This is a genomic window from Pseudoalteromonas sp. Scap06 (genome assembly GCF_013394165.1).
Classification (GTDB): Bacteria; Pseudomonadota; Gammaproteobacteria; order Enterobacterales; family Alteromonadaceae; genus Pseudoalteromonas.
Genome location: NZ_CP041330.1, coordinates 1860469 through 1882470, shown reverse-complemented (window position 1 = coordinate 1882470; position 22002 = coordinate 1860469). Strand labels below are relative to the sequence as shown.

Genomic DNA, 22002 nt, shown 5'->3' with positions numbered 1-22002 from the left:
TATTCTTTAATGTCTAAAAGTGGCTACAGTAAAACGTATCAACTGCTTTTGTGTCAAGTGTTTATTTAAAACAATTTCGTTAAAAAACTTGTTATACTGTGTGAAACACCCTTAAACCATTAATTAAAGTAGTTTTCATTTGATAAAATACGACTTACATAGCCATACAACACACTCAGACGGACATTTAACCGTTGAGGAACTATTAGCGCGAGCAGTCGATAAAAACATTGATGTATTTGCCATTACCGATCACGATACTGTGGCCGCAATTGAGCCTGCGCAGGCTTTTATCAAACGTGAAAACTTGCCGCTTAAACTGATTAATGGGGTTGAAATATCAACCAAATGGGAGAGTTTTGAAATACATATTGTTGGGCTTAACATTGATACCAATGATCGCACTTTGCATACATTACTTAGCGAGCAACAGCAAAAGCGCGAAACCCGTGCAATTGAAATAGGCCATCGATTAACTAAAAATGGCTTTGAGGGTATTTATCAACAAGCCCGCGATCTGGCTGAAAATGCGCAAATTACTCGCGCTCACTTTGCCAGAGCTTTAATTGAGCGAGGTGTGGCTAAAAACTTTCCTGGGGTATTTAAAAAGTACTTAGGGCGAGGAAAAACCGGTTACGTACCGAGTAACTGGTGTGATATGCAAACGGCAATTTCAGCGATTCATTCCGCCGGTGGGGTGGCTGTTTTGGCGCACCCAAGTAGCTACAAAATGTCGAATAAGTGGTTGCGTAAACTACTCGTAGAGTTTAAATCGGTGGGCGGTGATGCAATGGAAGTTGCCCAACCGCAACAGGCCCCGAGTGAGCGTCAGTTTCTAGGCTTGTTGAGTCAAGAATACGACCTGCTTTGCTCTCAAGGCTCTGATTTTCATTTTCCGACTAGTTATTTAGAACTTGGAAAAAATTTATACTTACCTAAAGATTGCCAAGGGGTTTGGCAAACATGGGAAAAGCACGAAGGAGTTGCATTATGAGTCAATTATTTCATATACATCCGGATAACCCACAGCCTAGACTAATTTCTCAAGCTGTTGATATTATTAAACAGGGCGGCGTAGTTGTGTACCCAACAGATTCGGGATATGCGATTGGCTGTAATTTAGGTAACAAACAAGCAAAAGAGCGCATAGAGCGTATTCGTGGTATTGAAAAACACCATAATTTTACTTTAGTGTGCCGCGATTTATCTGAGCTTTCTACTTATGCTCGGGTAGATAACCAAATGTTCAGGCTGATCAAAAATAATACCCCAGGGCCTTATACGTTTATTTTTAAAGGCACAAAAGAAGTACCTAAACGCTTATTAAACGATAAGAAAAAAACCATAGGCATTCGTGTTATTGAACACCCAATTGCTTGTGCGTTACTTGCGGAATTGGGTGAGCCATTAATGTCATGCTCACTTATTTTACCGGGTGATGAATACACGCAAGCGGACCCCGATGACATTTTGGATCGTCTAGATAAGCATGTCGATTTAATTATTCATGGCGGATACCTCACAGAGCAAGCAACCACGGTAATTGATTTATCAGAGGACGATATTCAAATTTTACGTGTAGGCTGCGGCGATACGGCTCCATTTGAATAGCAATGAAACAGCCTGACACGGTTTCGTTAATACCTACAGATATGCCAGTGCAGCAAAAGCTGCCACTGGCATTTTTGCATGGGAAAGCCGTTGTTGAAAAGCCTGAAGATTTATATATTCCGCCTGATGCGCTTGAAGTTATTTTAGAAACCTTTGAAGGTCCGTTAGATCTGTTGCTTTATTTAATTAAAAAGCACAAGTTAGATGTTCTCGAATTATCTATATTTAGCATTACTGAGCAGTATGTAAAATATGTAGAAATGATGAGTGAGTTTCAGTTAGAACTCGCCGGCGAATATCTCGTAATGGCAGCATTGCTGGCGCAGATTAAGTCGCGGTTGTTACTGCCAGTGCATGAGGAATTAGAAGAAGAGGAAGATCCCCGCGCCGAACTTATAAAACGTCTACAAGAGTACGAACAATTTAAAAAAGCGGCCGAAAATATCGATTCTTTGCCCCGCGTTGGTCGCGATATATTTATCGCCAATGCAACTTTCCCAGAGTTAGAAGAAAAAAACCAACCCTTACCTGAACTGGCAATCAAAGATCTATTGTTAGCGCTAAGCGACGTAATGGCGCGTGCTAAAACATTTGAGCATCATTTAATTAGTGCAGAAACCCTGTCAACTCGTGAACGTATGAGTTTAATTTTACAGACACTATCCCAAGCAAAAGCACCTGTTGCGTTTACCCAACTGTTTACCTTTGAAGAGGGCCGCAGTGGAGTAGTTGTTAGTTTTATTGCCATGTTAGAACTAATCAAAGAGGGCTTAATTGCTTGCTTACAAGTTGAGTCTGATAGCCAAATATATGTATCTCTTAATGAGCCTGCCGAAAGTTAACCTCCCATAAAGTTTTTTGCAATTATACTAAATTAATAGACTTTACTGTGCGTATACGCACGATAAGTGTTTGCATATGCTATTTTAATCGCCACTCATCCATTATATCGTAGTGTTATTACTAGATTAGAGATTGGCGATAAGCAATGTTTAAAAACTCAAAAACCGGTTATGGCCTGATGGCTATATTTTTACACTGGTTAATGGCGTTGACTGTCTTTGGTTTGTTTGGTTTAGGCTTATACATGGTTGAGTTAACTTACTATGATAGCTGGTATAAAGGCTCATTAGATTTGCATAAAAGCATAGGGCTGAGTTTAGCGGCTGTATTTGTTTTTAGACTGTTATGGCGTCGATTTAATGTAAAACCTAGCCCTATTGGGACTAACACTCAATTAAACCAGCTGGCCCAAACCGCACATATTTTAATGTATCTGTTTTTAGTGATTATTATGGTGTCTGGGTATTTAATTTCTACTGCTGATGGGCGACCAATCGAAGTGTTTGGCTTGTTTTATGTTAAAGCCATCGACTTTACCTTTGATTCTCAGGCAGATATAGCAGGGCAGATCCATTATTACAGCGCATGCTTATTGATCGGGTTTGTGGTGCTGCATATTTTAGGTGTGTTAAAACACCACTTTATAGATAAAGATAAAACATTAATTAGAATGATCAAATTACAAAAGGAAGCTTAAAATGAAAAAGTTACTATTAACTTCAGCGTTATCAGCAGCGATGTTTATGACAGCTACCCATGCTAGTGCTGCAGACTATGTTATTGATACCAAAGGAGCACATGCCTTTGTTAATTTTAAAATTAAACATTTAGGTTACAGCTGGTTGCACGGGCGTTTTAACACCTTTGATGGGCAGTTTAACTACGACGCTAAAAATCCAAACGCATCTCAAATTAGTGTAAATATCGACACAGCAAGCCTAGATTCAAACCATGCTGAACGAGATAAACACTTACGCGGTGGTGACTTTTTAAATGTAAGCAAATACCCACAGGCTAGCTTTAAAAGTACAGCAATTAAGTTTGATCAAGACGGTGAAGAAGCCACAGTAACCGGTGAGTTTACCCTTCATGGTATTACTAAAGCAATTAGTTTTGAAATTGATAAGATTGGTGAAGGTAAAGATCCATGGGGTGGTTACCGTGTTGGTTTTGAAGGTGAAACCAGCTTAAAACTAGCCGATTACGGTATTGATTACGATTTAGGCCCAGCGTCAACGCACGTTGATATTGGTTTATTTATTGAAGGTATTCGTCAATAATACCGTTTTATAGTTAAAGCTAAGCGTTATCACGCTTAGCTTTTTTATTGTAAATGCGCTTCTAATTTTGATTTTAAGTGACTTGGTAACCACCGAGTTAATACTTGTTTATAGTCTTCAGTTTGCTTAATTAGTTTGAGTTGCTGATTGAGTGTGGCAATATCTTCTGCGCCTTGCTCGTTTTTAGTACAGCCAATGTAACCGTAACTAATTTTTGGTGCCTCAGTCAGCATGCGCTGCGTTAAATTGTCACTAAACCCCATCGTTTTTGCTAAATAATAATGCTCACTGGGGTAGCCTAATAAAATATCAATTCGCTCTAAGTTAAGCATATAGGTTAATGTACTGAGGGTATCGCGAGTAGGTCTAATGACAATATTTGTATTAGGTGTGGTATTAATTATTTTATCAATTTCACTGCCGTATGAGCGATTCATCGATACACCCAAGGTGAGCTTTTTATTTACTAATAAATTAGTTAACGACACTGATTTACTGCTTTCAATACCTAGCGAAATGCTCAGCTTTTGATGCATGGCAATAGATGGAGAAAGACCAGCTGTAGAGCTTTGATGCGTGAAATAAACACGTTCTTCGCGATATTTGTTTTTATAAAGTGATAATGCGCATGCATTTGATTGCAGGTTAGCGAGTTCCTGAATAACTTTACCAGAGGGAATAATGATACGTTCAAAGTTAATATGCGGAAGTTGTTGCTCTAATAGCGAAATAATACTTTCATCACGGCCCTGAGATTTATCCGGACCGCTCAAAATATAATAGGGCGCAAAGTCATGCGTTATCCATTTTATTGTTCTGGCATCACACTTTGTGCTTAAAAATACACAGACGAACAGTATTATCCACGAAAACCGCATTTTCACCACAACAAATAAATAAACATGGATTTAAGTGTAGTCAGTAATACACCAAAAAGTAAAATGCCAGCATAAAGCTGGCATTTTAATTTATTTATAAGTTAAACACTTATAAATGATAATTAACTGGCTTTCAGCCATTTTACAAATTGACGTGCATCACTTGCTTTTTGAAACAATGCATTTTTCAAACCTTGTGTATCGCTGAAGATTACACGATGTTTGTTAACCGAAATTGATTGCACTGGATGTGCTATTTGGATCATAGATCCGTTATATTTGTATGACATAATAAAACTCACTTTATTTTTGTTATTTATTCTGGGCTTTTTCTTAAAGCACATTACAGATGATAAATAATCTAATTGTGTTTAGCTTCATTACAGTGTTGACGATCTTTATGACACTTTTACGATGATATTAAAATAAATCATCAAGGTATTAATAGGGGTTCTCGCCGTACAATAACTTAGCTTTTGAATATACGTTTTGCGGGGCTTACTGGATCAGGGTAAAGAGGTTAACCGCTAGGGCTTTTTATAGCCAAGCATCGATCTTACGCCACAATATTTTTCTTTGCAAGCAATTTATTAAAATACTTTGAATCGAGAGCAATTCACGTATAGCCATAAATATTAATTCGTAAAGATCAACAGACTCAAATATATCTGACTATACTCAGTTTTTAACTGAGGGGGGTCAAATGAGTTCACTATCTGCGCCATATCAACATTTTTTATCTAATCCAATAGCAAAGCCGCCTTGTCGTATGCACAATGCGAATATGTATGGTTTTTTTGCTGAAATAGAATCTAAGAAAGCACAAAAGTACATTGATTCAACGTTAAACATAGGGGGTGAGGGTAATATTTATTTTAAAATACTTGGCGAGTTTGCACTTATTACATTTACAGATATTGAAAAAATAGCCTCAATGACCTCGCCATTCGATCAGCATGGTTGGATGCAAGAAACAGATATTATCATTTGGTTGCCTGTCGCTAAGGTTGAGGATGAAGATATAACCTACTTATATTGGTATCCAGCTTTTATCTGTGTTAACAACATTTATGCACTTATTAATGGTCGCGAAACATGGGGCTATAATAAGTATTTGTGTGACTACACCATGCCCAGCTGTGTATCGGAGCTATCGAATTTTTCAATATCTTTAGAGTGCTTCGAATATTTTTCTCCTGAATCTAAGCTACAAACGCATGAGTTATTTTCAATTACTATGAACTCTAAACACAAAGATAGCGATTTCTTCTCTATTATTGATGACTTTGGCGAGCAAGTAGCAAATTTGTTTTCTCGCAAACATTTAGGTATTGATTTTTCATTATTAAAGCAGCTATTGAGTGGCTTTGTTAATCCACAAATGGATCAAATATTGTTAAAACAATTTCCTGATGGCAGCGGTGATTCAGCGGTATACCAAAGCGTAATGCACTCACCCTCTGAGATTAAAAAAATACACCATTTTAAATTTTTAAAGCCAGAGTTTACTTTACACCTCAATAAATTAGACAGTTTCCCACTTGCCGACATGTTTGGTCTAAAGTTAGGTAGTCAAGCGTTGCATTTACCTTTTTATGTGCAAATGGACTTTGACCAGTTAGCCGCAACTAAAATTTAAATTGCTTAGAAGGATTTCCCATGAACCAAGAAAAAATCGTGATAATTGGTGGCGGTGTATCAGCAATGACTGCTGCATTGTATTTGACTGAGCAAAGTGACTGGCAACAGCATCGAGCTATCACTGTATACCAGCAAGGTTGGCGCTTAGGTGGTAAAGGGGCTAGTGGTCGTAATGCGGCCAGCGGGCAGCGTATTGAAGAGCATGGCTTACATGTATGGTTTGGTGCTTATGTAAATAGCTTTAAAACAATAGAAACGGTTTACACTAAATTACAACGGCCAGCCGATTCACCTTTATCTACATGGCAGCAAGCATTAAAACCGCATAGCTTTATAGCCTTAGAAGAATATATTGATGACCAATGGCAAACATGGCCAATTGATTTCCCATTACTTCCTGGGAACCCTGCTGATGGAAGTTTAGATATAACGCCATGGGATTTTATTAAAATGACCATAGCTTGGCTAAAAAAGTGGATATTTGATTTACAGTCAGCAGCAAAAAAAGCCAACAAAAATATACAACTAAGTACAAAAAAATCACGAGATCAATCTTTATTACGGCATTTGCACCAACAAATAACAGATTTGGTTGATGATACCGAAGATGCTTGGCAACAATTTGCTGATGATATAAAACAATATTCGAGTGAAGTTGCTTCTACTCCAAGCTTACTAATTAATACGTTAAATAAGTTTGCACACGCCGACAATACATTAAACCCCCAAGTACATGAGAAAAAAGATGGCCTTGTTATTTGGTATATAGTTAGAAAACTAAAGCGCTGGCTTAATAGCGAAATGATTGAGTTGTTAGACAATAATGCGCAGCTTAGACGATTATATATTTGCGCAGACCTTGCTATTGCAATGCTAGTTGGTTTGGTAAAAGACAAAGTATATCGAGATGGGTTTGATGTTATAAATAAATTTGATTTTAGGCAATGGCTTATAAGAAATGGGGCAAACGAGCAATACAGTGCTAATTCGGCGCCCATACGAGGGTTTTATGATTTGGTGTTTGCGTACCCTGCGGGTGACCTAAGTAAGCCCAATGTTGAGGCTGGTGTCGCATCACTGGCTATGTTACGCATCGCGCTGTGTTACCGCGGAGGGGTCATGTGGAAAATGCAAGCGGGGATGGGCGATGTCATCTTTGCTCCCTTGTACGAATTACTTAAAAAAAGAGGGGTTAAGTTTGAGTATTTTCATCAATTGCAAAACCTGACTCCCAGCCTAAGTGAGCAAGGAGAGAGTTTTGTCGAGAGCATTGAGCTTCAGCAACAAGTTTCTTTGCTCTCAGACGCAGAGTATAAACCACTGGTTAATGTTAAAAAACTACCTTGTTGGCCAAGTGAACCACTTTATGCGCAAATTAATAGTGAACAAGCCGCACTATTAAAGAAGCATGATATTAACTTAGAATCTTTTTGGTCAGACTGGCCGTCTCAATACGAAAACCATTTTGGGCAGCCACTGCCAATAAAAAAATTAAACTACAAAGAAGATTTTGACAGAATTGTGTTGGGTGTATCTGTGGCGTCACTTGAGCACGTATGCCCTTCATTATTAGCGTGGGATACTAAATTTGCAGCACAAGCAAAGCAAGTCAAAACGGTGGCAACCCAAGCTGCCCAACTATGGCTTAATAAAACAGACGAGCAATTAGGCTGGCAATATATTCCAAAGAGTAAAGAAGGCCCAATTCTAAGTGGCTTTAGCGAACCATTTGATACGTGGGCGGCAATGATGAATTTAGTCGACAAAGAGCAATGGCCTACTGATTGTCCTCCTAAAAACATTGCTTATTTTTGCAGTGTTTTTCCTTGTGAGCACTATCCACCAAAAAGTGAACATCAATTTCCTCTACAGGTTAAATCGCAAGTAAAGGTAAACCTAGAAGCAATACTAGAAAAAAACATGCAGTCTTTATGGCCGCTTGCATATCAAAATAATGAGTTTGATTGGTCTGTATTATATGAAATATCGTCATCAGGGGATGAACGATTAAATGCTCAATACTGGCGAGTAAACGTTGACCCAAGTGAGCGTTATGTTTTGTCAGTTGCTGGTTCAAGTAAGTATCGACTGGCGACAGATGAAACAAAATTTACAAACCTTTTTATTACCGGAGACTGGATTAAAACGGGTGTTAATGCCGGTTGTGTTGAAGCGGCTGTTATGGCGGGTATGCAAACAGCCAGAGCAATGGTGGGTTACCCACAACACATTAGTGGCGAAAATGCATTTGCAGTTATCAAAAATTAAAATACCCTTCTAGCACAGCTTTAATCGGTTGATTAGTATATAGTTAAACATGTTGTTTACATTTATTTAGCGTAAAGGTCACGTGAAATGAAAAATAAAGGCAAGCTTCTGAATAAAAATATATGGTTGGTATGCTTACCAGGTTTTTTACTACCACTGCAGGCGAAAGTTGTTGTAGAGGGTAAAAGTGATGATCAGCCTAATATGGAAATCATTGAGGTTTATGCGCAAAAAAGAGCGCAAAAAATTGAAGAAGTCGGCATTTCTGTTAGCACAGTAACAGGGGATGATCTCAAAGCGCAACAGGTTAAAGACTCAACAGAGTTATCTGTATTTGCCCCTAATTTAAAAATTAGCCAAAACGCAGCGGAAGGTACACCGCCAGCGGTTAATATTCGTGGTGTTGGATTAGTTGATTACAATACAGCTAATACATCGCCGGTGGCTATGTATGTTGATGAAATAGCCGTGGGCTCTGCCAGTAACCAAATTGTTAACTTGTTTGATATTGAGCAGATTGACATTTTGCGCGGCCCTCAAGGAACTTTATTTGGTCGTAATTCCACTGGTGGGGCTATTTTAATCCGCTCTAAACGCCCTGAGTTTGAACAAAGTGGTTATTTAAGTACAGGTGTTGCTAATAATAATGCAACCAGTGTTGATGCTATGTTTAATTCAGCTATTGGAGAAAACACAGCCGTTCGTGTTGCGCTAAACCATCAAAATTATGATTATTCTACAAACAATATTTTTGCTGATTCACCAACAGCGGGCATGCGGCAAACAAATGGTCGAGTATCTTTTTTAGCTGACTTTGACACTGTCCAGTTGTTGATAAAAGGGCATATTTCTGATTGGGATGGCATAGTTCAGCCTGTTGGCAGTATTGGGGTTATTGCAAACCCATTAACAGGAGAGCGATGCTCGCCAGCACAAGCAGGTTCAACCACCTGTTTTGATAACTTTGGATTTAATGATGGCAGTGATGATTTTTATACAGTAAGCGTTAATAATAATTCGCCACATAAAACCGATGGTAAGGGAGGGAGTGCCCATGTTAATTGGCAATTGGATACACACAATGAGCTTATTTCACTAACTAGCTATAACAAGTTAAAGCGTGATCATGCCTTTAACTGTGATGGCTCTCCAGCACGGTTATGTGAAGGCAATTTAGGTTTAAATACTGATTTAGTAACGCAAGAGTTTCGGTTGCAATCTCAGCTCGCAGAGCATTTTCTTACAACGGGAATTTATTATGCTGATGAGTCTATTATTCAAGACAATGTAAATGATATTTTACGAGATTATCGAGGCATTTTAGAGACAGATTTAACCGCTACTTTTTTCTATGATAATAGGATAAAAACAAAGAGCATTGCAGCGTTTACCCAACTTGACTATCAATTAAACCAAGATTGGCTAATTACCGCTGGGCTTCGTTATTCTTATGAGTCTTTAGATTACGACTCAACATCCCAGCTTAATATTATTTTAGACCCTAACGATTTAACCGGAGTTAAGGTGCCATTTTATCGTGTTCAGGGAGAGCAATCAGATAATGGCATTTCTGGTCAGTTGGCTGTGAACGTTAAGCTGGATGATGCGACCTATGGCTATTATCGATTTGCTAATGGCGCAAAAAGCGGAGGCTATAACGGTGGGTTTTTATCATCGGTTGAACAAGCACAGCTTGCTGATTATCAAAAAGAACGATTGAACTCACATGAAATTGGCTCAAAGTCTTGGTGGCCACAGTTGGGCATGCGATTTAATTGGGCTGCATTTTATTATGATTATAATGACCAACAGGTGTTTATGAATCAGCCTTCAGTATCTGATCAGAGCCCGCCTATTCAATTATTAGAAAATGTGGCAGATTCGACTATATATGGCCTAGAGGCTGATTTTGAGTATTGGCTGACCGATGATTTGAATGTTAAGTTTGCTATGGGTTATATACCCCATGCAGAGTTTGAAGAATATGTTGATCCTTTAGGTAACGCATTAACTGATAATCGCTTGCCATTTACCTCAAAATGGAACCTCAGTGCAGGCATTGAATACACGCTTGAGTTGGCGAATCACCCACTAACAACGCAATTATTAGTTGATTATCAATCCGACTATTATTTTGATCAGAATCAAAACCCTTATGCTATGCAAGATGGCTATAGTATTTTTAACGCAAACATACAGTATCAACATGATAACTGGGCGATTGCTATTTGGGGAAAAAACCTATTTGGTACGCAATATAGCCACTTAAAATTTGATTTAAGCTCTTTCCTTGGCATGCTTGAAGACTTTAAAGGTGAAGGCAGGCGTTTTGGTTTAGATGTTAGTTATCAGTTTTAATTTTAGTCTTTAAATTAAGGTGCGAAGTATGCCAATGAAGGCAGTTCTAAAGCTATTTTTATATTGTGTATTTTTGTGCTTTAGCAATTTAGCGCCGGCAGATACACTCGCTCCTATTGTTTATACTTTAAAACAACAAGATACTGATTTGCTCGGTCAGGGTCATGTATTTCAGGTAACGAGTGGTACTTTTCCCCGTAACCACAGTGAAATAGAAATGTGGCTTGAAGATAAACAACCACAATCAAGAACATCGTTTTTTGGTGGTAGTTTTTGGTTTGTCATAGCACTTGAAAATAAAACAGATTTAGATGAACTGGTGCTCTATCCGTATAACACGTTACTTTCAAAAATCGAAACCCGGATTTATGATATATCGAACTTTGATGAACCAATAAAGCAGTATGTCACTGGGGGGGGTTACCCAAATGAGTTTGCATTTCACTATGGGAATAAAGTTAAGCTGACGCCTAATCGTTCTTACGTATTAATTGCAAAATTTCAAAGTGAATATTTTTATACTCCACCAAAATTAGTGCTTTCATCTTATGACGATTTTTTTGTAAGAAAAACCTCAGACAACATGATTATGTTGCTGTGCTTTGGGGTTGGTATTGCGTTAGGTTTATACAATTTTCTTATTTACTTGGGTGATAGAGATAAAACCCATTTGTACTACGCCATGTTCACAGCATGCTGGGTGTTGGCTTGGAGTCAGTTTTTTCATATACCGGATCAAATTTTTGGTTTTTACAATGCCCATTTTCATTGGTTAGGTTTTACTTTAATTCCAATCACAAATATTTTATTTTTTAACAGCTTACTTAAATTAAAAGACACGTCTCCTAAGTTATCTCGATTATCAATCTACTTAGGCATTGTTGCCACCGCAGGCGCACCTTTTGCAATGGTTTGGCCTGGTTTTGGCTTTATTTGGGCCACTTTAGTAACAGGGGCAACTTTATCTCTAGGTATGGTTGTTGGTATACGAAGCTGGATCAGTGGCTTTAAACCAGCTCGCTATTTTGTTCTCGCCTATTTGGCTATGGCCATTCCTAATATGGTTGGCAATTTAACTAATCTAGGACTTATTGAGCCAATAAAAATGGATCTCTATTTACTTGGACTTATTGGCACAGCGCTCGATGCAGTATTACTTGCTTTTGCTGTCGCAAATAAATTCAGTATTTTGCATCATCAGAATGTTGAACTGACTAAAAATTTGGAACACAAGGTCGAACTGCGTACCCAAGAGTTACAACAATTGGCGGAAGAGCTTCGTGATGCAAGTGAAGCTAAAAGTCGATTTTTAGCTAACATGAGCCATGAGATCCGCACCCCAATGACATCCATTATTGGTTATGCTGATGGGATAATTTTAGGTGATATACAGCCTCATGAAAGAAATCATGGGATCAGGGTGATTTTGCAAAACAGTCGTCATGTACTTGGGCTAATTAACGATATTTTGGATATGTCGAAAATTGAGGCTAACCGTTTAGAGATAGAATTAGTTGAAACGGATTTGTTTGCCACTATTGCTGAAATTGAATCATTACTAGGAAAGCAAATCCGCGATAAAGGCTTAAAATTCAAAGTTGATTATCAATTTCCATTACCAGATTGGATAGTCTCAGATCCAACTCGACTTAGGCAAATATTATTAAATTTAGCAACCAATGCACTTAAATTTACTACCCAGGGCTACATAATGCTGACGGTGAGTTGCAATCAAAAGCAACTAATAATTAAAGTTGAAGACACCGGTATTGGTATGACCGAAAGCGAGCAAAAAGACCTATTTACTCCCTTTCACCAAGCTGACTCGTCAATTTCTCGTAAATACGGTGGTACTGGACTTGGCTTAAATATATCAAAAAGCTTAGCAAATAAACTAAATGGCGATATTACTGTATTTTCTGTGGTAGGTAGGGGTAGCGAGTTTTGCTTTACTATGGAGTTAAATACAACCGAACATACGCAATGGGTTAACGCATTTGACGATATACGTAAACCACAAACCAAAGAGCTATTTTTAAATAATAGTCAGCGAAATTTAGTGGGTAGAGTACTTGTGGCTGAAGACCATCCAGAAAATCGTCAGCTTATTAAGCGAATTTTAGAGCGGATGGGGTTAACCGTTGTCGCTGTTGAAAATGGTCGAGATGCAGCGCAAGCAGCGATGGATGAAAGCTTCGACTTAATTTTATTAGATATTCAAATGCCAATTATGGATGGTGAGCAAGCAATTAAGATTATACAAGCAACAGGGGTAACAACACCCATTGTGGCGCTCACTGCTAACACGATGAAGCATGAAATTGATCGCTATTTAAAACAAGGTTTTACTGATCATATTGCCAAACCTATAGATAGAAGCTGTTTTAGTAGTAAAATTGCAAGTTATCTTGATATTGATATATGCGAGAACATTAAGCTACCCGATGAGGAGTTTGCACTACTCAAGCAGGAATATATTAAAGGGTTAAATAAACAAAAAGACACGTTAGTGTCTCAATTTAAGCAGGGTGATATAACGGGTTTTGCACGCAGCGTGCATATGATCAAAGGAACGGCTGGAATGTTTGAATGCAAAGCGTTGTATAAACAGGCTGTTGATTTTGAAACAAACTTAAAGTCTTCACCTGACGCTTTCGACATACAACAAGTTGAGGCTCTACTCAATGCGATTGACGTTATTTTAACCGTTAAAAAAGCACCTTAAATTTTACATTTTATCGTTGAATAACCGCTATACGCTTTGTTATGAAGACAAGTAGGGTTATGCATGCTTAAATATATTCTCTTGTAGGAGGACGTATGCAGTATCAACATATTAAGGTGCCAGACAATGGCGACAATATTCACATTGATGATCAAGGACAGTGGCATATACCCGAACAACCTATTATTGCCTATATTGACGGTGATGGGGTTGGTTTAGATGTGATGCCAGTAATGCGTCAAGTAGTGGATGCTGCCATAGAGCATTGTTATGGCAAGGAACGTAAGATACATTGGATGCAGGTGTATAATGGTGAACAAGCGGCCAAGCTTTATGATGGCGACTGGTTCCCTCAAGAAACCATAAATGCGGTACGTGAATGCAAAATTGCTATAAAAGGGCCGCTAACCACACCTTTAGGTGGCGGGTTTCGCTCTCTTAATGTTGCGCTTCGCCATGAAATGGATTTATTTGTTAATATGCGTACTATAAAAGGCTTTAGTGCTTTACCCTCGCCATTAAAAAACCCCTTTACCACTAACATTACCGTGTTGCGCGATAGTAGTGAAGATGTTTATTCAGGAATTGAATGGCAGGCGGGGAGTGTTGAAAGTGAAAAAGTGCTCGATTTTTTGTGTGAAGAAATGGGCGTAACCCGTCTTCGTTTCGCTCAAGAGTGTGGTATAGGGATTAAAAATATATCTAAAGAAGGGTCAGAGCGATTAATACGCTTTGCCATTAATTATTCCCTTAAAAATGAGAGAGAGTCACTTACGTTAGTGCACAAAGGTAATGTTCTTAAATTTACCGATGGGGCGTTTAAACGCTGGGGCTTTGCGCTCGCAAAACAAGAATATAATGCCAAAGAACATGAAAATGGGCGTTGGCTTGAAATACAACGAACCAATTTACCCCCCTTGATTATTAAAGAAGTGATTGCCGATAATATGTTGCAGCAATGCTTGATGGATCCTGCGCAATTTGATGTGGTGGCTACTACAAATCAAAATGGTGACTTTTTAGCCGATATGCTCAGTGCACAGGTTGGGGGGGTAGGGATTATGCCTGCCGCCAATTTAAATACAGAGGTGGCTTTTTTTGAGCCGACACATGGCACGTTCGAGCGAATAGCTGGTCAAGATAAGGCAAACCCGAGCAGTAGCATATTAAGTTCAGTGTTAATGCTTAAGTATATGGGATGGGTTGAAGCGGCATGTTTAATCGAAAACGCCTTAGAAACTACATTTGCCAGTGGGCAGGTAACTTTTGATTTGGCTCATTCAAATCATAACTCGACAACCTTAAGCTGCAAACAATTTGCTAGTAAGGTTATCGAGCACTTTTAAACGACTGCATTGTTAAGCTGCTGAAGCGTTAGTGGCTGCTTGACGATGAACACATGGACGCTCTGTTAGCTCTGCTGCTCTGTGATAAAGCTCATGTGCACTTGGCTCGTCACATACAGTGCCACTGAGCGTGTCCATTAACGCAACTACAATAATGGCAGGTACTTGACAGCAGTATTCATCTAATACGGCTTCAGTTGTTTGTGCATCAACATGGCAATGAGGGTGGCTTTTACGTTGATAGGCACTCAATAAAGTGTTTACGTCAAGAGTATCGTTTTCTTGATGTTTATTTTTACGACATTTACAGCCGAATTCATCAACTAATGTGGCAAGTGACTGGTAAACGTGACCCGTCTCAAGCGGCGTATTTGGGCATAATTGTTGTTCAATGAAGTGATGTAAATTTGCATCAATGAATAACCCGTCTTGGTGTGTGAAGCTTGCTGATGTTTGCATAATTATTACTCTTAGTTTGTTGGCTTAACTTCACTGTAGCGCTAAGTATAATATTAATGAAATTGTTGTTTTCAATAATTGATATTGATTTAATCAATATTTTAATGTGTTACCTATCAACCACTGTATTTGCGAACGCTAATAACCCACGTCTAAGCCATTGATGCGCTGGTGTGTGGTGTAATAACGGGCTCCATATCATTTTTACTTCTATAGGGACGACTTGAAATGGTACTGGGCTAATCACTAAATTAGTGTGACTGGTTAATAGCTTTGCTTGACGACGGGGTAGCGTAGCTATGAGTTGCTCAGATTGACACAGTAAGCTGGCAATCATGTAATGGCGAGTAAATACGCGTATTTTACGGGTTTGTTCTAATTGCCACAAAGCTTCATCTACCCAGCCTAATTTTTGTTTTCCTGACTTATTGGTCACTGCGGGCTCTGGCCCCCAGCCTGCGCGGTTAACCCATATATGTTCGCTTTGTAGGTATTGATTTAAGTTAGCATGCGTTAAAAAATTATTATTTGGGTGGGTTAAACAACAATAATTATCTCGCCATACAGTCGCTTGATGAAAAGAGCGCGGCAGACCATTAAAACGATTTATTGCCAAATCGATAGTGCCTTTTTCCATATCTTGTAAATTTACATCACTGGGACTAAGCACATCAAAGTCAATGCCCGGGTTTTTAGCTAGTTGCTCGCAAATAAAGGGGGCAATTAGAGTCGATTCTAAATAATCGTTTGCCATAATACGAAATGTAACTTGCGCAGTTGCTGGGTTAAATTGCTCGCTTGGTTGAGTGATCTCCTCTGCCATTTTAAGCAGCGCTTCAATTTCAGGTTTGAGCGACAGTGCTTTGGCTGTTGGAGTCATAGAGCCCGCAGCTCGTACCAGCAAAGGATCATCAAATAAATCTCTTAAACGTTTTAACGCATTACTCATCGCTGGTTGAGTTAAAGCAAGCTTATTAGCTGCTTTTGATACGCTTTTTTCATCTATTAATACATTTAAATAGACGAGTAAATTGAGGTCGACATTTCTTATATTCATATGATCAATTTTATTTATTTGCTGTATTAATTACCTAAATTAAAGTGTGCTTGCTAAGGTGTAAACCTCTAATAAAAAATAATCAGCATAATTGCTAAAAATAGAAGCGCCTAAATCATGCCAAGCACGCTATTAACCTCTCAACATAATTCGGTACAATCCGTGGTCGCCACTAAGTTAGCCCGAGCGATATTTGCAGGCTTTGATGCTATGTTTGCACAATTTTTAAATATCACCTTAGGGGCACAAAGTCGCTTTGAACAACGCCAGTACCATGAGGTGCAAGCAGCAATGCGAGAGCGCTTACAAGTGTATGAACGCCAAGTAAAGCAAGTTAGTGAAGCTGTTAGAGTGATTGCTTATGATGAATTGAATTGCCCTCAAACATGGCAACGGGCTAAAAATATTTATGGTGAGATGGTAAAAGAGCATGAAAACCAGCCCATTGCGCATACATTTTTTAATTCTACTTTTGGCGCTATTTGGGATGATAAAAAAATTCGCACAGTTCACTTATTTGTATTAAAAGCAAAATACCGAGGGCAGCCGCGCTCTTATGAAGGGCTTGTAAGTCGTATCTCCTTAAAAGAAGGGTTTGATCAGGCAATTAAAGCCTTATTAAATGAGCAAGTGTTTAGAGTCCCCTTTAAAGATTTAAGTAGTGATTTAACTAAGTTACAAGCAACGTTAACGCAAGGTGCTCAGCAGCAATGTCGACAAGTATACGAATTAATAAACTTAAATGATGGTTATATCGAATATGCTAACTCGCATTTTTATCGTAATAAGGCCTGTTATGTCATAGGGCGATGTATTGCCAAAAATGGCGATAACATGCCCTTTGCAATTGCTATTTTAAATACCCCCGATGGGCTTACAATTGATGCTGTAATGATGGGGGCTGATCAACTAAGTTTATTATTTGGCTTTGCACGTACCTATTTTATGGTAGATACCGACCAACCTGCTCGTTATGTTGACTACCTCAGTGTATTAATGCCTCACAAACAACGTTTTGAATTATTTAATGCGATTGGTTTTATTAAACATGCAAAAACCGAATTTTATCGTTATAAAGTAGATACGACTAAAAGTAGTCCCGCAGAATACACGTACCACCTAGCGCCAGGGACTCCGGGTATGGTGATGCTAGTTTTTACCATTGACGGCCTAGATTATGTATACAAGGTAATAAAAGATAAGTTTAGTGCCCCAAAAACAGCAACTAAACAACAAGTAAAAGATAAATATAACTTTGTAAAACAAGCTGACAGAGTAGGGCGATTAGTTGACACTCATGAGTTTAGATACCTTGCATTTGACTTAAGCCGTTTTAGTGATGAACTGCTAATAGAAATGAAAAAACACATTGGCGATAGCTTAGTCATTTCCGGCAAAGCCTTAATACTAAAGCATGTTTACGTTGAGCGAAAAATGACACCGCTCAACCTGTATATCAATCAATGTAATAGTAAATCACTTCAGCAAGTGATGCTTGATTATGGTAAAGCGATAAAAGAGCTTGCCAGTGCAAATATTTTTGCTGGTGACATGCTGATGAAAAACTTCGGCGTAACACGTTGGGGGCGAATAGTATTTTATGATTATGATGAAATTTGCCCTCTCACCGATTGCAATTTTAGAGACGTGCCAAATACACAAAACGCGTTAGAAGAATTAAGCTCACACAGCTATTTTGATATTGACCAAAATGATATATTTCCCAGTCAATTTAAAGTGTTTTTTAGTGCCAGTAACAGTGCGTTTAACCACTTTAATCATTACCATAGTGATTTATTTACGGCAAAGTACTGGCAAATGATCCAGCAAGGAATTGAGCAAGGTCAGCTTCCAGATGTATACCCTTATAAGCAAAGTTGGCGTTTTAATACTATGTCAGTAAATTAACGCTGAGTTGGTTTCTTCAGGCACAGTTAACACGATAAGGATTATGATGAAATTTACTATATTCGCTTGCTTAGTTTTATTGCCATACTCTGTATTTGCCAATCCCCTATTAGGTACGTGGGAGTTTGTTCAAGGAAAATACGCGGTAGAAGATGGGTTTGTCAGCGCTAAAGCCCCAGAGATAACTTCAATCAAATTAGTAACAGCAACACACTTTAGCTATATCACAGAAAAAAATGGCCAATTTAGTTATGCTGGTGGTGGCCAGTACCAATTAAACGATGGGCAATTTATTGAAACCTTTGAGTATGGCAATATTGCATCATTGATGGGTAAAACCATGGCTTTTGATTATAAAGTTGAAGGGAATTTGTGGCATCATTCTCTTACAGAAAATGGCCAGCTAGTTGAAGCCGAAGTGTGGCGAAAAATCAAATAAACCCAATACAAGGAGACTTATGCAGTACATTTCACATCATGAGCAGCAGTTAGCGTTTTCGAAAACCGATAAACCGAAGGTTAACAATAATGAAGTGCTGGTAAAAGTGGCAGCGATTGGGGTTAACCGCGCTGATTGTATGCAGCGTCAAGGTAAGTATCCTGCCCCTGAAGGGGATAGCCCTATTTTAGGACTTGAGTGTGCAGGCACCGTGTGTGAGCTTGGCAGTGAGGTAGACCCTAAATGGCTCGGTAAGCGTATTTTTACTTTATGTGCTGGTGGCGCTTACAGTGAATATGTCGCAGTAGATGCGCAGCAGTTAATGATATTGCCTGATCATATCTCTATGGCGCAAGGTGCCGCTATAAGCGAAGTGTATTTAACAGCCTTTGGTGCGCTATTTGAATTAGGCAAGTTACAATCAGGGCAAACGGCGCTTATTCATGCAGGTGCTAGTGGTGTTGGTGGGGCTGCTATTCAAATGGCAAAAAGTGCTGGTGCACAAGTAGTGATTACCGCAGGTTCGGATGAAAAATGTGAACATGCTAAAAGGTTGGGTGCTGACCACGTAATTAATTATAAAACCACTGATTTTGTTGAGTATATGAAATCACATAAGCTCACTGCAAACGCAATTGTTGACCCTGTTTCTGGTAGCTATTTAAATAAAAATGCCATAGTGACCGCAATGGATTGTCAGATTATTATGCTGGCATTTTTAGACGGGCGCTTTGCAGAGGTAGACTTTGCACGTTTATTACAAAAGCGGATTTCGTTTCATGCATCAACACTTCGTAATCGCAGTATTGAGTTTAAACGCGCTCTGAGAGATGCCTTTGTCGCGCGTTTTTACGATGATATTGCCAACGAGAACTATGACTTTAATATTTATAAAACTATGCCATGGCAACAAGCTAGTGAGGCTCATGCCATTTTAGAGCGCAACGAAAATTCCGGTAAAGTGGTTTTGCTGGTTGAGTAACGTACATGAGCATAGCAGGATTAATATTGTTAATTAGGCTGTGCGCCCATATAATTTAGTGAACACTATAAAATATTAAGGCAAATAATGAATCCTATTATTGCAATATTAAAAGAGCACAACGTCAGTGATGAAAAAGTAGCCGCGTTGTTTGAAGCATTTACCCAAAACCCAATGATGGCTATGGCATTAGTGCAAGAGCTGGGTATACCACCAGAAAAACTTCAGCAATTAATGGCTGTAGTGATGACTCAACCGCATTTGATTAAAGAAGCTACTGATGAATTAGGGCTTGATTTTGCAAAAGTACAAGAAGCGAAAGACAAGTTAAATCAGCAGTAAACCATCTTTAGAGACATGTTTTATACATGTCTCTATCATTAAACATGTTTTGTTACACACTCCTTTGAACGGCTCTGCGTTTATACAGTCAAATAAATACTTAACCCATAGCAGAGACAAAACATGAAGCAACTTTATAAATTTTGGAAAAATAATCGCTCTTTAATTGTATTCATTATTTTAATGAGTGTATTTCGTAGTGCCGTCGCCGATTGGTACGAAATACCAACAGGTTCAATGAAACCGACTATTGAAGAAGGCGACCGAATCCTTACCGATAAAATGGCGTATGATTTACGTATACCATTCACGCATGTATCCCTGTTGAGAATGGCGGACCCACAAACTGGCGATATTATTGTATTTGACTCGAAAGTAGCGGATAACCGCTTGATCAAGCGCGTAATAGGTGTACCTGGAGATACTATTGTACTTAAAAATAATCAACTCATAATCAATGGTAAAAAGCTTAATTACACAAATTTGCAAAGTAATACGACTTCTTCAGATAAAATAGAAAACTTAAATGGTTATAAGCATTCAATCCGCGTTAGTAATACACGATCACGTTTATCGAGCTTTGATGAAATAACAATTCCTGAACATTACTATTTAGCTATGGGTGATAACCGTGATAATAGTGCAGATTCTAGAGTAATAGGGCTTATCCCACGTGATGAATTACTAGGTAAAGCCGAGCGTGTGATTGTATCGCTTGATTACGATAACTATTACTTACCTAGGACAGAGCGGTTCTTAAAACCTTTAGAGTAATAAAACAGTGGGTATAGAGGCTAACCAAGCATATGTTAGCCTTAATTCGTTTGTGGTTTTTCTAATCTATATCAATTGAATACGCTTCGAGTAGCTCATTTAGCTTCGTTTGCTCTGATGCATCAAACTCGATACCAACACTTAGGCGATTACCCTTCATTTGATTATTTCTGATATAGGACGTGACTATGACAGACTTATTGTCTATTGGTGACAAAATATGCACAAATACTTGGCGTTTTTTTAGCGCAACAAATCCAGAGCTCACATGTATCGCAAAGCGGCAGCCACTGGGTGAAATATCAATGATTAACCCATGCAATAAGCTCTTACTATCGGCGTCTACATCACCTTTGTGTAAACTTATTTTAGCTGGGATATGAGTTGGTAGCCTGCTTGTTTCTCGCAGCTGACGGCTTTCAATTTTTTTAGGGTAAGCTAAATAAATTAATCGTTCTGGGCGAAATGAAATTGCTAATATGCTGGTTGAAAAAGCCACACATTCACCGCGTTCATCTTCAATGATATAACGGACAATAGCGCCATTGCCTTCAACTAAAATATCGCTGTAATCGTTCTTACCTGCTTGAGCAGGGTATTTTAATATTAAATATTTACCGGTGTCATAGCCAATTAAAGTAAGCTTAAAGCGAACTTGAATAGGGTTGTTAAATTGTATATCGATCATCTTTCCAGGAAGTAAATCGAGGAAAAACTTCTTTTGGTCTTCGGTTGGATTATCTTCAACAGTGGTGTTATTGTTATTCGTTTCCACAAACTCTTTCTCAATATTAACAGACACTTAATTATCTTTTAATATAGTGTAAAAATCACTAGAATTAAAGGGGGGATTTAGGAGAGATAATTAATACTTTATGCTGGTTATAGTGAGTTTTTTCAGTTATAAGCTCCGGTTTATCTATAAAGCTGTTGCTATTTTGGCAACATTAAAGTAAAGAGCATACCTATAACACTTCAAGCGCTTTGCTATTGAAGCCATACCTATATAAACTTTATCACGTTAAGTATTATGGTTTTTGAGCTTATGTAGAGAATACTAGTGCTTGCAAAGCGATTGAGCAAAGGGTGAT

The 22002-nt window shown here is 38.5% G+C and carries 20 protein-coding genes; 15 read left to right on the top strand and 5 right to left on the bottom strand.

Annotation, left to right across the window (positions count from 1 at the left end; all coding sequences use genetic code 11):
* Positions 1-139: 139 nt before the first annotated feature.
* From FLM47_RS08645 to FLM47_RS08625, 5 genes are all read left to right on the top strand, one after another.
* A complete protein-coding gene (locus FLM47_RS08645; protein WP_178956166.1) occupies positions 140-994 on the top strand; it encodes a PHP domain-containing protein in 855 nt (284 codons plus the stop codon).
* Positions 991-1611: an L-threonylcarbamoyladenylate synthase gene (locus FLM47_RS08640; protein ID WP_010390225.1), complete on the top strand. Its 621-nt coding sequence runs from the start codon at positions 991-993 to the stop codon at positions 1609-1611. Before FLM47_RS08645 ends, FLM47_RS08640 begins: the two co-directional genes overlap by 4 nt.
* A 2-nt stretch (positions 1612-1613) precedes the next feature.
* Positions 1614-2453: a ScpA family protein gene (locus FLM47_RS08635; RefSeq protein ID WP_178956165.1), complete on the top strand. Its 840-nt coding sequence runs from the start codon at positions 1614-1616 to the stop codon at positions 2451-2453.
* Between the two features lie 146 nt (positions 2454-2599).
* Positions 2600-3151 carry a cytochrome b gene (locus FLM47_RS08630; protein WP_178956164.1) on the top strand — a complete coding sequence of 184 codons (552 nt, stop codon included), beginning with the start codon at positions 2600-2602 and terminating at the stop codon, positions 3149-3151.
* A 1-nt stretch (position 3152) separates the two neighbouring features.
* The gene (locus FLM47_RS08625; RefSeq protein ID WP_178956163.1) at positions 3153-3734 is read left to right on the top strand and encodes a YceI family protein; all 582 of its coding nucleotides are present in this window, start codon (positions 3153-3155) and stop codon (positions 3732-3734) included.
* Between the two features lie 44 nt (positions 3735-3778).
* Here FLM47_RS08625 and FLM47_RS08620 read toward each other — a convergent pair whose 3' ends face one another.
* Positions 3779-4612 carry a transporter substrate-binding domain-containing protein gene (locus FLM47_RS08620; protein WP_178956162.1) on the bottom strand — a complete coding sequence of 278 codons (834 nt, stop codon included), beginning with the start codon at positions 4610-4612 and terminating at the stop codon, positions 3779-3781.
* A 122-nt stretch (positions 4613-4734) separates the two neighbouring features.
* Positions 4735-4902, bottom strand: coding sequence for a hypothetical protein (locus FLM47_RS08615; RefSeq protein WP_007375427.1), 168 nt, complete (start codon positions 4900-4902; stop codon positions 4735-4737).
* Between the two features lie 413 nt (positions 4903-5315).
* On the opposite strand from FLM47_RS08615, the gene FLM47_RS08610 reads away from it, so the two are divergent.
* From FLM47_RS08610 to icd, 5 genes are all read left to right on the top strand, one after another.
* Positions 5316-6251, top strand: a complete 936-nt coding sequence (locus FLM47_RS08610) for an acetoacetate decarboxylase family protein (protein ID WP_178956161.1) — start codon at positions 5316-5318, stop codon at positions 6249-6251.
* Between the two features lie 20 nt (positions 6252-6271).
* On the top strand, positions 6272-8521 hold the full coding sequence (locus FLM47_RS08605; RefSeq protein ID WP_178956160.1) for an NAD(P)-binding protein: 2250 nt from the start codon (positions 6272-6274) through the stop codon (positions 8519-8521).
* A gap of 87 nt (positions 8522-8608) precedes the next feature.
* Complete coding sequence (locus FLM47_RS08600) at positions 8609-10879, top strand: TonB-dependent receptor (RefSeq protein ID WP_178956159.1); 2271 nt, start codon at positions 8609-8611, stop codon at positions 10877-10879.
* Positions 10880-10907: 28 nt separating this feature from the next.
* Complete coding sequence (locus FLM47_RS08595; RefSeq protein WP_178956158.1) at positions 10908-13604, top strand: 7TM diverse intracellular signaling domain-containing protein; 2697 nt, start codon at positions 10908-10910, stop codon at positions 13602-13604.
* Positions 13605-13699: 95 nt separating this feature from the next.
* Complete coding sequence (icd, locus tag FLM47_RS08590; protein WP_178956157.1) at positions 13700-14950, top strand: NADP-dependent isocitrate dehydrogenase; 1251 nt, start codon at positions 13700-13702, stop codon at positions 14948-14950.
* Positions 14951-14962: 12 nt separating this feature from the next.
* On the opposite strand, the gene FLM47_RS08585 is transcribed toward icd, so the two are convergent.
* Complete coding sequence (locus FLM47_RS08585; protein ID WP_178956156.1) at positions 14963-15409, bottom strand: hypothetical protein; 447 nt, start codon at positions 15407-15409, stop codon at positions 14963-14965.
* A 109-nt stretch (positions 15410-15518) separates the two neighbouring features.
* Complete coding sequence (locus FLM47_RS08580; RefSeq protein WP_178956155.1) at positions 15519-16466, bottom strand: LysR family transcriptional regulator; 948 nt, start codon at positions 16464-16466, stop codon at positions 15519-15521.
* 117 nt (positions 16467-16583) lie between these two features.
* Here FLM47_RS08580 and aceK point away from each other — a divergent pair, with 117 nt between their 5' ends.
* The 5 genes from aceK to lepB all read left to right on the top strand — a co-directional run bounded on the left by aceK (position 16584) and on the right by lepB (position 20911).
* On the top strand, positions 16584-18374 hold the full coding sequence (gene aceK, locus FLM47_RS08575) for a bifunctional isocitrate dehydrogenase kinase/phosphatase (RefSeq protein WP_178956154.1): 1791 nt from the start codon (positions 16584-16586) through the stop codon (positions 18372-18374).
* Positions 18375-18420: 46 nt separating this feature from the next.
* A complete protein-coding gene (locus FLM47_RS08570) occupies positions 18421-18813 on the top strand; it encodes a hypothetical protein (protein WP_178956858.1) in 393 nt (130 codons plus the stop codon).
* 19 nt (positions 18814-18832) lie between these two features.
* Positions 18833-19795, top strand: coding sequence for a zinc-binding dehydrogenase (locus FLM47_RS08565; RefSeq protein ID WP_178956153.1), 963 nt, complete (start codon positions 18833-18835; stop codon positions 19793-19795).
* 87 nt (positions 19796-19882) lie between these two features.
* Entirely contained in the window at positions 19883-20137 is a 255-nt protein-coding gene (locus FLM47_RS08560; RefSeq protein ID WP_008113615.1) for a DUF2999 family protein, read from the top strand.
* A 123-nt stretch (positions 20138-20260) separates the two neighbouring features.
* Complete coding sequence (gene lepB, locus FLM47_RS08555) at positions 20261-20911, top strand: signal peptidase I (protein WP_178956152.1); 651 nt, start codon at positions 20261-20263, stop codon at positions 20909-20911.
* 61 nt (positions 20912-20972) lie between these two features.
* Here the strand turns inward: lepB and FLM47_RS08550 are convergent, their stop codons facing one another.
* Entirely contained in the window at positions 20973-21713 is a 741-nt protein-coding gene (locus FLM47_RS08550; protein ID WP_232735506.1) for a flagellar brake protein, read from the bottom strand.
* Positions 21714-22002: the final 289 nt, after the last annotated feature.